The organism is Mesorhizobium sp. L103C105A0 (genome assembly GCF_000502215.1).
Classification (GTDB): Bacteria; Pseudomonadota; Alphaproteobacteria; order Rhizobiales; family Rhizobiaceae; genus Mesorhizobium.
In genome coordinates this window covers 154,053-168,451 of sequence record NZ_AYXF01000008.1, presented here as the reverse complement: position 1 = coordinate 168,451, position 14,399 = coordinate 154,053, and the positions used below count along the sequence as shown (strand labels likewise).

Sequence of the window (14,399 nt, the reverse complement as noted above, 5' to 3'; positions counted from 1 at the left end):
AAGGATAGCAGTTGGGCTTTACGCCCCGTTGTTCGCCAGCAGCGACAGCGTGCGCACATTGTCGTGACCTTCGAAGTCGAGCAGGCGGGTCGGGTACTGGCCGGTGAAACAGGCGTCGCAGAATTGCGGCTGCTCATTGTCGCGGCTGGCTTCGCCGACGGCGCGGTAGAGCCCGTCAATGGTGAGGAAGCCGAGCGAATCGACACGGATGAACTCGGCCATTTCCTCGATCGACATGCGCGATGCCAAAAGCTTCGACTTCTCCGGCGTGTCGACGCCGTAGAAGCACGACGCGCTGGTCGGCGGCGAGGCGATGCGCATATGCACTTCCTTGGCGCCGGCGTCGCGCACCATCTGCACGATTTTCTGGCTGGTGGTGCCGCGCACGATCGAATCGTCGACCAACACCACGCGCTTGCCCTCGATCATCCGGCGGTTGGCGTTGTGCTTGAGCTTGACGCCCATATGGCGGATCGAATCGCCGGGCTGGATGAAGGTTCGGCCGACATAGTGGTTGCGGATGATACCGAGTTCGAAGGGGATGCCTGCCGCCTGGGAGAAGCCGATTGCCGCCGGCGTGCCGGAATCCGGCACCGGCACGACGATATCGGCCTCGACCGGGCTTTCCTGCGCCAATTCGGCGCCGATACGCTTGCGCACTTCGTAGACATTGCGGCCTTCGACCGAGGAGTCCGGGCGGGCAAAATAGACATATTCGAAGATGCAGAAGCGGGTCTTCTGCGGCTCGAAGGGGAACAGGCTCTCGATGCCCTTCGAGGTCACCACGACCATTTCGCCGGGCTTCAGGTCGCGCACGAAGCGGGCGCCGATAATGTCGAGCGCGCAGGTTTCGGAGGCCAGGATCCAGGCGCCGTCGAGGTCGCCGAGCACCAGCGGGCGGATGCCGAGCGGATCGCGGCAGCCGATCATCTTCTTGGAGGTCATCGCAACCAGCGAGAAAGCGCCTTCAACCTGACGCACGGCGTCGATGAAGCGCGAATTCAAATCGCGTTCCTTGCTGGTGGCAACGAGATGCAGCAGCGTCTCGGTGTCGGAGGTCGACGAGAAGATCGCGCCCTGTTTCTGCAGCGCGCGCTGCACGGTCATGGCGTTGGTGAGATTGCCGTTATGGGCGACGGCAAAGCCGCCATCGGCGAGTTCGGCGAAGAAGGGCTGGATGTTGCGCATGCCGGCGCCGCCGGTCGTGGCATAGCGCGTGTGGCCGATGGCACGGTTGCCTTGCAGGCTGTCGATGACGTGCTGCTTGGTGAAGGTGTCGCCGATCAGGCCGACATGGCGTTCGACATGGAACTGCGTGCCGTCATAGGAGACGATGCCGGCCGCTTCCTGGCCGCGATGCTGCAGCGCATGCAGGCCTAGTGTGACGATGGCCGCAGCGTCCTGCCGGCCGAAAATGCCGAACACCCCGCATTCATCGTGGAAATGATCGTCTGCTTCGGCGGAAAGGACGTCGTCCGCGTCTGCCTTCGAAACTGCCATGGGGCTCAAGCTCCGCTAAAATGGCCATATAGTGCGATAGCACCGCGAAAGCAACGTAGTCAGGCCGGAACTGCCGGGATGGCGCCTGTCCGGCACCATCCGTCCGTATCAGTTTGCCGGCGCGGCTGGGGCCGGAGCCGGAGCAGCGGGTGCGTTATCGGCCGGAGCGTCGGTCTCGTCGTCGGGCGCCGGCGTATCGTCACCGGTTGCCGGAGCATCCGCCGCCGGTGCATCGGCCGCCGGAGGCGTCTCGGCTGCCGGCTGATTCGGATTGAGCTTCTTCAGGATGGCGTTTTCCGGATCTTCGGGCAGCAGGCTTTCCAGCTTGGCGCCGATGGTCTCGAGCAGCGGCTTCGACTTGGCGTTGGCGATCCAGGCAGGGGCCTTGGCGCCGGCCAGCCAGTTGAAGAACAGCAGCGCCACGGCGACGACGAGGACGCCGCGCGCGGCGCCATAGAGGAAGCCCAGCGTACGGTCGAGCGCGCCGATCCTGGAATCGATGATCCAGTCGGCAAGCTTCATGGTGATGACGGAAACGACGACCAGCGCGATGAGGAAGACGATGCCGGCGGATGCCGCCATGGCGATCTTGTCGCTTTCGACATAGGGCTGAACGTAAGGCAGCACCGGCTTGTAGAAGAAGAATGCCGCCGCGGCGGCAGCCGCCCAGGACACGACGGACAGGATTTCGCGTGACAGGCCGCGAACCATGGCGAGCATCGCCGAGACCAGGGTGAAGCCGACGAGAATTCCGTCCAGCAGCGTAATCGGCATGTCTTTCGCCCCACTCAGATTGTCTTTTCACGGCTCGGGCGAGCCGCGTCAATCTTCCACGTCGACACGGCTGCGCCGTGAGCCGGCTATGCGTGCGACGAGATCGGCAAGTTCGGTCGGCTGGAAAGCGCCGGCCCCGATCCCCCCGACAACCTCCTCGCTGCCCAAGGGCAGAACCGCACTTCCAAAACCCAGCTTTTCGGCCTCTTTAAGGCGCTGCTGCGCATGCGCAACCGGCCTCACTGCGCCCGACAGGCTGATTTCGCCGAAATAGACGCAATCGGCGGGAAGGGCAAGACCGGTGAGCGACGAAACCAGTGCAGCGGCAACCGCCAGATCGGCCGCCGGCTCGGAAATCCGGTAGCCGCCGGCGACGTTGAGGTAGACATCGTGGGTGCCGAAGCGCACGCCGCAATGGGCTTCGAGCACGGCAAGGATCATCGACAGCCGTGCGCCGTCCCAGCCGACGACGGCACGGCGCGGCGTGCCCAATGTGGACGGCGCCACCAGCGCCTGGATCTCGACCAGCACCGGACGTGTCCCTTCCATGCCGGCAAATACCGCGGCACCCGGCGATTTTGCGTGGCGTTCGCCGAGGAACAGCTCCGACGGATTGGCGACCTCGCGCAAGCCCTTGTCCGACATCTCGAAGACGCCGATCTCGTCGGTCGGCCCAAACCGGTTCTTCACCGTGCGCAGGATGCGGTAGTGATGGCCGCCTTCGCCTTCGAAATAGAGAACGGCGTCGACCATGTGCTCGACGACGCGCGGACCGGCGATCTGGCCTTCCTTGGTCACATGGCCGACCAGCACGATGGCAGCACCGGTGGATTTGGCGTAGCGGATCATCGCTTGCGCCGAGGCGCGCACCTGGGTGACGGTGCCGGGCGCCGAGTCGGCCATGTCGGTCCACAGCGTCTGGATGGAATCGAGGATGACGAGGTCCGGCCTTCTGCCGTCGGCTATTGTTGCCAGGATATCCTCGACATTGGTCTCGGCGGCAAGTTCGACCGGCGTGTCGGCGACGCCAAGCCGCTGCGCCCGCAGCCGGATCTGCGCGACAGCCTCTTCGCCCGAGACATAGACGATGCGGTGGCCTTTTGACGCCAATGCTGCTGCGGCCTGGGTAAGCAGCGTCGACTTGCCGATGCCGGGATCGCCGCCGACCAGCAGCGCCGAGCCGCGCACGAAGCCGCCGCCGGTGGCGCGGTCGAGTTCGCCAATGCCCGAGATGATGCGCGGCGCGTCCTCGATGTCACCGGACAGGCTGGTCAGCACCACGGCGCGGCCCTTGCGCGCATTGCGCGTGTTGGCCGGTCCCGAGCCGATGCCGCCCGAGGTGCCTTCCTCGACCAGTGTGTTCCACTCGCCGCAGGCATCGCATTTACCGGCCCAGCGCTGATGCACCGACCCGCAATTCTGGCAGATGAACTGGACGCGCGATTTAGCCATGGAGTGATGCTGCCTGCAAATGACCGAAGGAGGGTGATCCTGCACACCCCTCTCTGTCCTGCCGGACATCTCCCCCGCAAGGGGGGAGATTGGCTATCGTCGCTGCTTTCGCCAATCGCCAACGTCGCAAGATGAGCGCCATCCGCAAAGCTGCTGATCTCCCCCCTTGCGGGGGAGATGGCCGGCAGGCCAGAGGGGGGTGTGACGGAGCGCTGCGGTAGGCCAAAAAGCTACTCGAACCTCTCCGCAATATGATGCTCTTCGGCGAGGTCGGAAAACCGTGTGAACTCGCCATGGAAGGCGAGGCTCACCGAACCTGTCGGGCCATGGCGCTGCTTGGCGACGATGACTTCGGCCTTGCCGCGCATCTCGTTCATCTCGTGTTCCCATTTGATGTATTCATCGGTCCCGGGCTTCGGCTCGCGGTTCTTCAGATAATATTCCTCGCGATAGACGAACATCACCACGTCGGCGTCCTGCTCGATCGAACCGGATTCGCGAAGATCGGACAGCTGCGGGCGTTTGTCTTCGCGGCTTTCGACCTGACGCGACAGCTGCGACAGCGCGATGATCGGAACGGAGAGTTCCTTGGCCAGCGCCTTGAGGCCGGTGGTGATCTCGGTGATTTCCTGCACCCGGTTCTGCGACGATTTCGCGCTCGACCCCTGCATCAGCTGGATATAGTCGATGACGATGAGGTCGAGGCCGCGCTGACGCTTCAGCCGCCGCGCCCGCGCCGACAGCTGCGCGATCGAGATACCGCCGGTCTGGTCGATGAACAGCGGGATCTTCTGCATGGTCTGCGAGCAGGCGACCAGCTTTTCGAAATCCATCTCTGAAATCTCGCCGCGGCGGATTTTTGACGACGAAATTTCCGTCTGTTCGGAAATGATGCGGGTGGCGAGCTGCTCGGACGACATTTCCAGTGAGAAGAAGCCGACGACGCCGCCATTGGCTGCCTTGAACGAGCCGTCGGCCTGTTGCGCCGGCTCATACATCTCGGCGATGTTGAAGGCGATGTTGGTGGCTAGCGATGTCTTGCCCATGCCCGGACGGCCGGCAATGATGATCAGATCCGACGCCTGCAGGCCACCCATGCGGCGGTCGAGATCGCGCATGCCGGTGGCGAGGCCCGACAAATGGCCGTCGCGCATATAGGCGGCGTTGGCCATGTCGACGGCGGTCTTGACCGCGTCGGTGAAGCTCTCGAAGCCGCCATCGTAACGGCCGGTTTCGGCCAGTTCGAACAGCCGCCGCTCGGCATCCTCGATCTGTTCGGACGGCGCCATGTCGACCGGCGCGTCATAGGCGATGTTGACCATGTCCTCGCCGACGGTGATCAGCGCCCGGCGCGTGGCCAGATCGTAGATGGCGCGGCCATAATCGGTGGCATTGACGACGGTGACGGCTTCGACCGCCAGACGAACCACATATTGCGCCACCGTCATGTCGCCGACCTTCTCGTCGGCCGGCAGGAAGGTTTTCAGCGTGATCGGCGTCGCCACCTTGCCCATGCGGATGAGCTCGGCCGCGACCTCGAAGATTTTCCGGTGCAGCGGCTCGTAGAAATGGCCGGCCTTGAGGAAGTCGGAGACGCGGTAGAAGGCATCGTTGTTGACGAGGATGGCGCCGAGCAGCGCCTGCTCGGCCTCAATGTTGTTCGGCGCTTCACGATAAAGCGGTTGCTGCTCCGCCACGCCGAATTTTCGCGCTGCCTCTGCCATGATGTCCCCGATTTTGATCCCGGCTTCTCGATATCAGAACGAGATAAATCGGTGCTGACCTTTCTGCATCACCGCACGACCAATCAACCTCGATGCCCGTTGTTCACAGGGGCGGCAAACCGTCCACAGAAGAGTGTTTCCGCGCCCCGATTCCGGTTGACTCAGAAAGGCGCTGACTTTTATCCGAGTCGTTGGAACAGAGCAAGAACAATCTCGGTGATTATCCGCTTCTAGTCCAGTGTATCGCCCCAGTCCAGCCGCCGCGCTGCCTTGAACAGCTCGCCCTCGCGCTTGGTGAAAAGTGTCTCGCCGGCGCCGCCATCCGGCTGGCACAGTTTGAGCAGCACCTTGCCGGAGCCCGATTTCGGCGGCGCAATCACGCGGGGCGGATGTACAGGCGCGGGTTGCCGCGACGCCGCGACGTAGATGAATTTCTCGTCCTCCCACGGCACGTCCGCGTCCTTGGCCAGGCGATGAAGGCGCGAGCGGGCGACGCGGCGCGAAAAATGGCACCAGTCGGGCGGCTCAAGCGGGCAGGGCGCCTCATGCGGACAAGGCGCCAGCACATGCGCCCCGGCCTCCAGCAATTGCCTGCGCACTGCCAGGATGCGCTGCCAGCCTGCCGGTGTGCCGGGCTCGACAATCAGCAGTGTGTCGCCGGTCAAATGCCAGAGCCGGCCGACAAGCTTCGGCAGCGATGCCGGCGCGATCTCGTCCAGCACATAGGCGCAGGTGACCAGATCGGCAGGCTTGAGATCGGCAAGGTCGATGGTCACGTCGCCGGCGCGCCAGTCCATCCTGGTGGCGATGGTATCAAGGGCGAGCGACTGGCCAACCTTGCGCACCGCGGCGCTTGCTTCAACCAGAACCGCCTCTTCGAGGTCGGGCCACAGGTCTGTAGTGGCCCAAAGCACCGTGCCAGGACCGGCGCCGACATCGAGCAAGCTCGTTGGCTGGAAATCGGGCCGCGCATAGGCGAGTTCGTCGAGACCGGCCCGTACCGCCGCGTAGGTCGCCGGCAGCCGCGTCGCCAGATAGGCTTTTACCGCCATCTCTTCGGCCATGTGCGGGCGGCCGTCGCGCAATTCGGCGCGGTAGCGGTCAGACAGCGTCTTCGCCGCCTGGCGCAGCACCGCCAGCGGTATCGTTTCGAGCAGGCGCTCGACGCCTTGTCGCAGCGAGGCGGGGAGTTCCACGCTCAGGCTCCGCGTGCCGCGAGCACCGAGGCGCGGGCGAACTCGACAAGGGTGGTGGCGATGGTGGGCAGGCAGGTCATTAAAAAAGGTCTCGCGAGAACGAGACCTTTTTCAGTGTCAGAGCCGTCAATGGCAAGCGGCAATCGCAATCGAGGCGTTATTCGCGATCCGCCACCTTGCGACGGCGCGCTGGCTTGGCCGCAACGGACCTGACAGCAACGGACCTGGCAGGCACAGACCTAGCGACAGCAGGCTCGGCGGCCGCCGCCTCCTGACGATGCCCCATTTCGCGCATTTCGAGCGCCTTTTCACATTTGGCCATGTAGTCGCGCGTCATCGGCAGCGTGTCGTTCTTCTTGGCGATCTGGATCTGGAAGATCACCAGATCCTGCCAGCGGAAGGCGGCTTCCGAAGCCGCCAGATAGAACTCCCACATCCTGCAGAAGCGCTCGTCGTAGATGGCTTTGGCCTTGTCGCGGTTGGCGGCAAAGCGCTGGCCCCAATGCTTCAGCGTATCGGCATAGTGCAGCCGCAAAATCTCGATGTCGGTGACCACAAGGCCCGACTTCTCGATCGCCGGCATCACCTCCGACAGCGAGGGAATGTAGCCGCCCGGAAAAATGTACTTGCGGATGAAGGCGCTGGTCGCCCACGGCACGCCGGAGCGGCCGATCGTGTGCAAGAGCATGACGCCGTCGGGCTTCAACAACGTCGCCGACTTGTCGAAGAAAGTGCGGAAGTGGTTGACGCCGACATGCTCGAACATGCCGACCGAGACAATGCGGTCGAAGCGTTCGTTGAGTTCGCGGTAGTCCTTGAGGTCGAAATGCACGCGGTCCTGCAAGCCTTGCGCATGCGCCCGGTCGGTGGCGACGCCGTGCTGCTCGGTCGACAGCGTCACGCCTTGCACGTCGACATCGAAAGCCTTGGCGAGATAGAGGCCGAGCCCACCCCAGCCGGAGCCGATATCGAGCACGGTCTGGCCGGCCTTCAGCCTGAGCTTGGCGGCGATATGGCGTTTCTTGGCCATCTGCGCCTCGTCGAGCGTCATGTCCGGCTGTTCGAAATAGGCGCAGGAATACTGCATGTCGTCGTCTAGGAAGAGCCGGTAGAGGTCACCCGACAAATCATAGTGGCGCTGCACGTTGCGGCGCGCCCGTGATGCGGTGTTGATCTGCTGCAGGCGGCGAAAGGCGTGGCGCAGACCCTCGATGGCCTTCGACCAGGTGGCGTCGATACCGCCGCTGCCCATGTTCTGGAAGGCGATGCGCATCATACCCAGTACGCCGCCCTCGATGATGTCGAGTTCGCCGTCCATATAGGCTTCCGGCACGGCCAGCATCGGATCGAAGGTAATGGCGCGCTCGGCATGCGCGGTCTTGATGTGCATATGCACCGGCTCGCCGCTGCCGTCGCCGAAAACCACTGTCGAGCCCTTCGGCCCGGTGACTTTCAGATTGCCCGTACGCACCAGGCGGTCGAGAACGCGCTTCAACAGAATATTCATCACCAAATGTCCCCTCACGGTCAGACTGGCGGACCAATTCTGCAACAATATATAGGGGTTCGAAAAGTTCCATTTGGCACAAAAATGCCCGGGCGAGAGGCCCGGGCATTGGTCCAGAAAGGCTGGATGACGAGGAAGTGATTGGAGCGCTGCTCCCCTCGCTTCCCGATCAGGCCCCGTGCGGGATCAGGCGTTGTCTTCTTCGCCGCCTTCGAACTCGGTGTTCGGGTCGAAGAAGTTCTCCGGCCGTGCGTTGTCGTTGATGTCGTCGCCATAGATGGCTTCGGCGGTGGTCAGCGTCTCGCCCTTGGCCTGGCGCTCGGCTTCGTCGGCCGTGCGGGCGATGTTGAGGCTGATGGTGACCTCGACTTCCGGATGCAGCGCAATCGCCACATTGGTGACGCCGATGGTCTTGATCGGCTGGTTGAGCTGGATCTGGTTGCGGTTGACCGAGAACCCTTCGGCGGTCAGCAGGTCGGCGATGTCGCGGGTCGACACCGAACCGTAGAGCTGGCCTGTCTCGCCGGCCGAACGCACGGCGATGAAGCTCTTGCCGTCGAGCTTTTCGGCAACCTGGCTGGCTTCCGACTTGCGCTCGAGGTTGCGCGCTTCGAGCTGCGCGCGCTGCCCTTCGAACTTCTTCTTGTTGGCTTCGTTGGCGCGCAGCGCCTTGCCCTGCGGCAAGAGGAAGTTGCGGGCAAAGCCGTCCTTGACCTTGACGGTATCGCCCATCTGGCCGAGGCGGGAAACGCGTTCGAGAAGAATCACTTGCATGGTCTTGTTCCTTCGTCTGGGCACCGACCGCGGGATCGGCGCCGAATTGAATGGAACAGGTCAGGAAGCTCTGAGCGCCTTGGCGCCGGTGTCGCTGTCCTGCCTGTCGCGGCAGTTAGAGGCTTTTCACCTCAACTCGGGATTTCAATGCACGTCGCCAAGAGTGGTCCCGGTTTTGGGACAACGACATGCATCATCAAATTACCCCTGCGGCGCCCGTCGCCGTGGGAGAAGGAAGCAGGCGGCGAACCGCCCGCTCGAAAGTCTTAGCGAACCACGTAGGGCAGCAGGCCGAGGAAGCGGGCGCGCTTGATCGCCTTGGCGAGTTCGCGCTGCTTCTTCTGGCTGACGGCGGTGATGCGCGACGGCACGATCTTGCCGCGCTCGGAAATGTAGCGCTGCAGAAGACGCACGTCCTTGTAGTCGATCTTGGGCGCGTTGGCGCCGGAGAACGGGCAGGTCTTGCGGCGGCGATGGAACGGGCGCCGGGTCGGGATCTGATTGATGTCGACCATTATTCTGCACCTCCTTCAACGCCTTCGCGCGGACGGCGCGGACCACGATCACCACCGGCGTCGCCAAATGAGCGCGGCGGACGATCGCCACGGTCGCCGCGATCACGGTCGCCGAACGAGCGCGGACCACGATCACCACGGTCGCGGTCGCCGAAGCCGCCGCGTTCCGAGCGCTCTTCGCGCTTCTGCATCATGGCCGACGGGCCTTCCTCATGCGCCTCGACCTTGACGGTCAGGAAACGCAGCACGTCCTCGGACAGGCCCATCTGGCGCTCCATCTCGTTGAGCGCTGCCGGCGGGCAGTTGAGGTCCATAAGCGTGTAGTAAGCCTTCCGGTTCTTGTTGACCCGGTAGGTGAGGGACTTCAGTCCCCAGTTCTCGACCCGGCCGACGGACCCGCCATTTGCGGAGATGACGCCCTTGTACTGTTCGACAAGCGCATCGACCTGCTGCTGCGAGAGGTCCTGCCGGGCAAGGAACACATGTTCGTATAGAGCCATAGTGGTTCAGTGCCTTTCTTCGTTTCTCTCCCGGATCCTCGCGGCAAAAGCCTCTGCAACTTCTCTGACCCGCTGGTCCCGAGGGGGCGAGGAAGAAAGGAGCATTTCGAGACGGTCGAGAGCGGAGACACGGGAGGCGGAAGCGCTTCTGGCTTCACACGAAGGTTTTGGGTAAAACCTCCGGCCCTCCGTTCAGCCCCCAGCAAGGACCGGCAGATTGCGGGCGTCTATATAGCAATTTGGCTGGAAGGCAAGGGTAACGCATGCTCCGGACAGCGTCCTGGCGTCGCAGGGTTGGAAAAGACCAGGCATCAACTCGTATGCGGGGTACGACCGTTGATCGTTTCGGGGAAGAAGTCCGGAGCCGCCTTACGCTTGCCGAACATCATATCGTATTGCAGCAGGCGGAAATCGTTGATCGCCGGATCGATGTCCTTCTGCCGCGCCCAGTCCGCCGTGGCCTCACCTGACGGTGTCAGAAGCAGATTGCGATCCACGACGCGATAACGTTCGCGCAGCGCGCCCAGGAAGCCGGTGTAGTAGGGGTGCGTGATCCCGGCCGTTGTCAGGATGTGGTAGGGCAGGAAGGCCGGGCTCACCGCGCCCATATCCTGCGCCGGACCGGTGCGGTTAGACCAGATGACCAGCGGCGTCTGATGATGCTCCAGTGCCGCCTCCGGCGTCGGTTCCTTGCGCGGCGCGACATTGTCCTTCAGGTAACCGGTTTCGACATAGACGGGGCCGAGCGGCGGCAGATGGTCGCCGAAGAAGGCGATGACCGTCGGCCGCTCGCGCTTCTTCGCCCATTCGATCAATCGTTCGAGGCCACGGTCGGCATCGGCGGAGCCTTCGGCGTAGCTGAGCAGCGATTCCCGCGCCCATGTGCTGATCGGTGCCGCGACCTTGTGGGTCGGATTGTAATAGCGGTACGGCTCGTAGGGACCGTGGTTCTGCAGGCTGACGGCGAAGAAGAACACCGGCCGCTCGCTGGCGTCGGCCTCTGCGATGATCTCGTCGGTCATCGACGCATCGGAAGCCAGCGGCCCGCGCTTTTCCAGTGGCGGCAGCGTCTCTTCCGAGCGGAAATCGTTGAAGCCGAAATCGGCATAGACGGCGCCCCTGTTCCAGAACCAGTTGGTGCCCGGATGGATGGCGCGCGCCCGGTATCCCTCGCTTTTCAGGAAGGTCGCCAGCGACGGCGTCGGCGTGCGCACATATTGCTGGTAGGGGATCGAGCCCGCCGGCAGGAAGGCATTGGAAAAGCCGGTCAGCGCCTCGAATTCGATGTTGGCGGTCATGCCGCCGAATTCCGGCGAAAACATATAGCCGGAACGCAGCGCCCGCACATTGGGGATCGGGTCAGGCGTGATTGTGACGCCGGGCAGCTTGGTCGGATCCCAGAAAGATTCGCTCATCACCACGATGATGTCGGGTTTCTCATCCGGTACCGAGGCCGCCACAGCAGGCCTGTCGATCGCGTCGATCGCCTTGTCGGAATAGCCCGCCGGCGCCGAGACATGCGCCATCGGCACGTTGAGCGCGAAGGCCAGCGCAAACCCGTTGGAGGCGTAGTTCTCCTTCTGGTCCCACATGATCGGGATGATCTGCAGCCGGTCGCGGGTCCACGAGAAGGTGGCGTAGTCCATGATTGAGACGAAGAAGGCGAGCAGCGGCACTGCCAGCGTCAGCCGCGCCAGCCGCCCTTTGCGGCTGAGGATCGGAACCTTGCGGCGCCACAACCGCCAGCCATAGATCAGCAGCGACAGGCCGGCGACGATGCCGACCGCCATGGCGAGCGCCGTCCAGGGCCGTTCGCGCACCAGGAGCGGCATCAGTGCCATGATCTGGCGCGAATAAAGAAAATCGGTTGGGTAGAGCGGATCGCCGAGATAATGCGACTTCTGATGCCCGACAAAGGCCAGCGCCAGCGTCAGCGGCGCCACGATCATCAGGCTCTGGTGACTGCGGCCAAGCACGGCGTCCAGTCCCATCAGCACCAATGCAAAGACAATGATGGTGGTCCAGCCCGGCTTGAATGGCTGCAGGAAGAAGTCGACCGTGCCGAAGAAGTCGCCGCGCACGATCCATTCGATGGCGAACACCAGGATGGCGGAGGCAAGCAGCGTGACCAGGCCGTAGCGGATGACCGGCCATCTGCGCCCCGGCAGGTAGCCGGTGGACGGATCGTCTTCCAAGAACTGTGGCGCGGGTACGGCCGCGCCCTTCCTGATCCTAGCCACGTCTCTTCCCCCGGCCCAAGCAACGCGTATTTCCACTCGCGCCACCGTTCTGTCATAGAACTGTCATGCAAAAGCTAGCGCCTGTGGCGAAAATAAGAAGAGCCAGCAAACGATTCGTGAGCGGTTTTCATCAGGTGTGATCGGCAAAAAGCCTTTGGGAACAGGGACTCGAGGTCAGCTCCGGTTCAAGCGAGAGCCGAAATGCCGCCTCCGGGCTTGACTTGGCGGTCCGCCTTGCGTCACAGGCAGTAAAAATCAGCCGCTGGAGAGCGCCCAAATGGCCGTCGCATTCACCTTTCCGGGACAGGGCAGCCAGGCTGTCGGCATGGGCAAGGACCTCGCCGACGCCTTCCCCGAGGCACGCAGGGTGTTCGAGGAAGTCGATGATGCGCTGGGCGAAAAGCTGTCGAAACTGATCTGGGAAGGCCCGGAAGAGGCGCTGACCCTGACTGCCAATGCCCAGCCGGCGCTGATGGCGGTCTCGCTTGCGGGAATCCGCTCGCTGGAAGCGCGCGGCTTTTCGCTGAAGGACAAGGTTGCCTACGTTGCCGGTCATTCGCTCGGCGAATATTCCGCCCTTGCCGCGGCGGGTTTCGTTTCGGTCGCCGATGCTGCCCGGCTGCTGCGCATCCGCGGCAACGCCATGCAGGCGGCGGTGCCGGCCGGCGAGGGCGCCATGGCGGCGATCATCGGACTGGAACAGCCCGACGTCGAAGCCGCTTGCACCGAGGCCGCAACGGGATCCGGCAAGGTCTGCCAGATCGCCAACGACAATGGCGGCGGCCAGCTGGTGATCTCCGGCGCCAGGGCGGCGGTGGAACTCGCCGCGAAACTGTGCACCGAAAAGGGCGCCAAGCGGGCGCTGATGCTGCAGGTCTCCGCACCCTTCCATTCGGCGCTGATGGCGCCGGCGGCCGATGTCATGCGCGAGGCGCTGGCCGGGGTGACCAAGAATGCACCGGTGGTGCCCGTCGTCTCCAACGTCACTGTAGTCCCGACCAGCGACCCCGACGAGATCGCGCGCCGCCTGGTCGAGCAGATCACCGGCCGCGTGCGCTGGCGCGAAACGGTGGAGTGGTTCGGCGCCAATGGCGTCGCCACGCTCTTTGAGATCGGCGCCGGCAAGGTGCTTTCCGGCCTGGCGCGGCGGATCAACCGCGACATCGCCACATCGGCCGTCGGCACGCCGGCCGATGTCGAGGCGGCGCTGGCCGCGCTTGCACAATCCACTGGCGATTCAACCCCTCCCGTGGGAAGGGTGTTCTCTTAAGATCAGGAGACGAAAATGTTCGAACTGACCGGCCGCAAGGCGCTCGTCACCGGCGCATCGGGCGGCATTGGCGAGGCGATTGCCCGGCTGCTGCATGCGCAAGGCGCCATTGTCGGCCTGCACGGCACCCGCATCGAGAAACTGGAGACCCTGGCCGGCGAACTCGGCGACCGGGTAAAGCTGTTCCCGGCCAATCTTGCCGACCGTGACGAGGTCAAGGCGCTTGGCCAGAAGGCCGAAGCCGAACTCGAAGGCGTCGACATACTGGTCAACAATGCCGGCATCACCAAGGACGGCCTGTTCGTGCGCATGGCGGACGCGGATTGGGACAGCGTGCTGGAGGTGAACCTCACCGCCGTGTTCCGGCTCACCCGCGAGCTGACCCATCCGATGATGCGCCGCCGCCATGGCCGCATCATCAACATCACCTCGGTAGTCGGCGTCACCGGCAATCCTGGCCAGACCAATTATTGCGCCTCCAAGGCCGGCATGATCGGCTTTTCCAAGTCGCTGGCGCAGGAGATCGCCACCCGCAACATCACCGTCAACTGCGTCGCCCCGGGCTTTATCGAATCGGCCATGACCGACAAGCTCAACGACAAGCAGAAAGACGCGATAATGGCCGCGATCCCGACGCGCCGCATGGGCACGAGTGTTGAAGTGGCGTCGGCCGTCGCCTATCTCGCCTCCAACGAGGCAGCCTACGTCACCGGCCAGACCATCCACGTCAACGGCGGCATGGCCATGATCTGACGGGATATTGCCGGGTGATAAGAAGACATGGCCGGCTTGTGAAAAGAGACCATTTCGCCTTGGACCTCAGCCATTTTTCGTGTAATGCGGCCCGCAACCCGGCGGTTCGGGCAAAAACCGGTCCGGCACCGTTGCGTTTCCGGCAGGACCATCTTTCAGCTTGATTAGCGGCATTCTGCCCGCTAACGAAGACA

12 protein-coding genes are annotated in these 14,399 nt (G+C 63.5%); 2 read left to right on the top strand and 10 right to left on the bottom strand.

The window, feature by feature from the left end:
* Positions 1–18: 18 nt before the first annotated feature.
* The 10 genes from purF to X727_RS143360 form a co-directional block, all read right to left on the bottom strand.
* Entirely contained in the window at positions 19–1,500 is a 1,482-nt protein-coding gene (purF, locus tag X727_RS143315) for an amidophosphoribosyltransferase (RefSeq protein ID WP_023672714.1), read from the bottom strand.
* A 108-nt stretch (positions 1,501–1,608) separates the two neighbouring features.
* Complete coding sequence (locus tag X727_RS143320) at positions 1,609–2,274, bottom strand: CvpA family protein (RefSeq protein ID WP_023834770.1); 666 nt, start codon at positions 2,272–2,274, stop codon at positions 1,609–1,611.
* Positions 2,275–2,322: 48 nt separating this feature from the next.
* Positions 2,323–3,726, bottom strand: a complete 1,404-nt coding sequence (radA, locus tag X727_RS143325) for a DNA repair protein RadA (protein WP_023672716.1) — start codon at positions 3,724–3,726, stop codon at positions 2,323–2,325.
* A gap of 230 nt (positions 3,727–3,956) precedes the next feature.
* Entirely contained in the window at positions 3,957–5,450 is a 1,494-nt protein-coding gene (locus tag X727_RS143330) for a replicative DNA helicase (RefSeq protein ID WP_023672717.1), read from the bottom strand.
* A gap of 230 nt (positions 5,451–5,680) precedes the next feature.
* A complete protein-coding gene (locus tag X727_RS143335) occupies positions 5,681–6,646 on the bottom strand; it encodes a small ribosomal subunit Rsm22 family protein (protein WP_023695601.1) in 966 nt (321 codons plus the stop codon).
* A 157-nt stretch (positions 6,647–6,803) separates the two neighbouring features.
* Positions 6,804–8,153 (bottom strand): cyclopropane-fatty-acyl-phospholipid synthase family protein, encoded by a 1,350-nt coding sequence (locus tag X727_RS143340; protein WP_023672720.1) that lies wholly within the window; start codon positions 8,151–8,153, stop codon positions 6,804–6,806.
* A gap of 186 nt (positions 8,154–8,339) precedes the next feature.
* A complete protein-coding gene (rplI, locus tag X727_RS143345; RefSeq protein WP_023672721.1) occupies positions 8,340–8,927 on the bottom strand; it encodes a 50S ribosomal protein L9 in 588 nt (195 codons plus the stop codon).
* Positions 8,928–9,193: 266 nt separating this feature from the next.
* Positions 9,194–9,442: a 30S ribosomal protein S18 gene (gene rpsR / locus X727_RS143350; protein WP_006203718.1), complete on the bottom strand. Its 249-nt coding sequence runs from the start codon at positions 9,440–9,442 to the stop codon at positions 9,194–9,196.
* Complete coding sequence (rpsF, locus tag X727_RS143355; protein WP_023672722.1) at positions 9,442–9,942, bottom strand: 30S ribosomal protein S6; 501 nt, start codon at positions 9,940–9,942, stop codon at positions 9,442–9,444. Before rpsF ends, rpsR begins: the two co-directional genes overlap by 1 nt.
* A 311-nt stretch (positions 9,943–10,253) precedes the next feature.
* On the bottom strand, positions 10,254–12,182 hold the full coding sequence (locus tag X727_RS143360; protein ID WP_023715068.1) for an LTA synthase family protein: 1,929 nt from the start codon (positions 12,180–12,182) through the stop codon (positions 10,254–10,256).
* 277 nt (positions 12,183–12,459) lie between these two features.
* Between X727_RS143360 and fabD the strand changes: the two genes are divergently transcribed.
* Positions 12,460–13,452, top strand: coding sequence for an ACP S-malonyltransferase (fabD, locus tag X727_RS143365; RefSeq protein WP_023834769.1), 993 nt, complete (start codon positions 12,460–12,462; stop codon positions 13,450–13,452).
* Positions 13,453–13,467: 15 nt separating this feature from the next.
* On the top strand, positions 13,468–14,205 hold the full coding sequence (fabG, locus tag X727_RS143370; protein ID WP_023672725.1) for a 3-oxoacyl-[acyl-carrier-protein] reductase: 738 nt from the start codon (positions 13,468–13,470) through the stop codon (positions 14,203–14,205).
* The last annotated feature ends 194 nt before the right edge of the window (positions 14,206–14,399 follow it).

Bases quoted from the DNA above. Each gene is read 5' to 3' on its own strand.
- fabD (WP_023834769.1), top strand. From the start codon at position 12,460: ATGGCCGTCGCATTCACCTTTCCGGGACAGGGCAGCCAGGCTGTCGGC.
- fabG (WP_023672725.1), top strand. From the start codon at position 13,468: ATGTTCGAACTGACCGGCCGCAAGGCGCTCGTCACCGGCGCATCGGGC.
- radA (WP_023672716.1), bottom strand. From the start codon at position 3,726: ATGGCTAAATCGCGCGTCCAGTTCATCTGCCAGAATTGCGGGTCGGTG.
- X727_RS143320 (WP_023834770.1), bottom strand. From the start codon at position 2,274: ATGCCGATTACGCTGCTGGACGGAATTCTCGTCGGCTTCACCCTGGTC.
- rplI (WP_023672721.1), bottom strand. From the start codon at position 8,927: ATGCAAGTGATTCTTCTCGAACGCGTTTCCCGCCTCGGCCAGATGGGC.
- rpsF (WP_023672722.1), bottom strand. From the start codon at position 9,942: ATGGCTCTATACGAACATGTGTTCCTTGCCCGGCAGGACCTCTCGCAG.
- rpsR (WP_006203718.1), bottom strand. From the start codon at position 9,442: ATGGTCGACATCAATCAGATCCCGACCCGGCGCCCGTTCCATCGCCGC.
- X727_RS143340 (WP_023672720.1), bottom strand. From the start codon at position 8,153: ATGAATATTCTGTTGAAGCGCGTTCTCGACCGCCTGGTGCGTACGGGC.
- X727_RS143330 (WP_023672717.1), bottom strand. From the start codon at position 5,450: ATGGCAGAGGCAGCGCGAAAATTCGGCGTGGCGGAGCAGCAACCGCTT.
- purF (WP_023672714.1), bottom strand. From the start codon at position 1,500: ATGGCAGTTTCGAAGGCAGACGCGGACGACGTCCTTTCCGCCGAAGCA.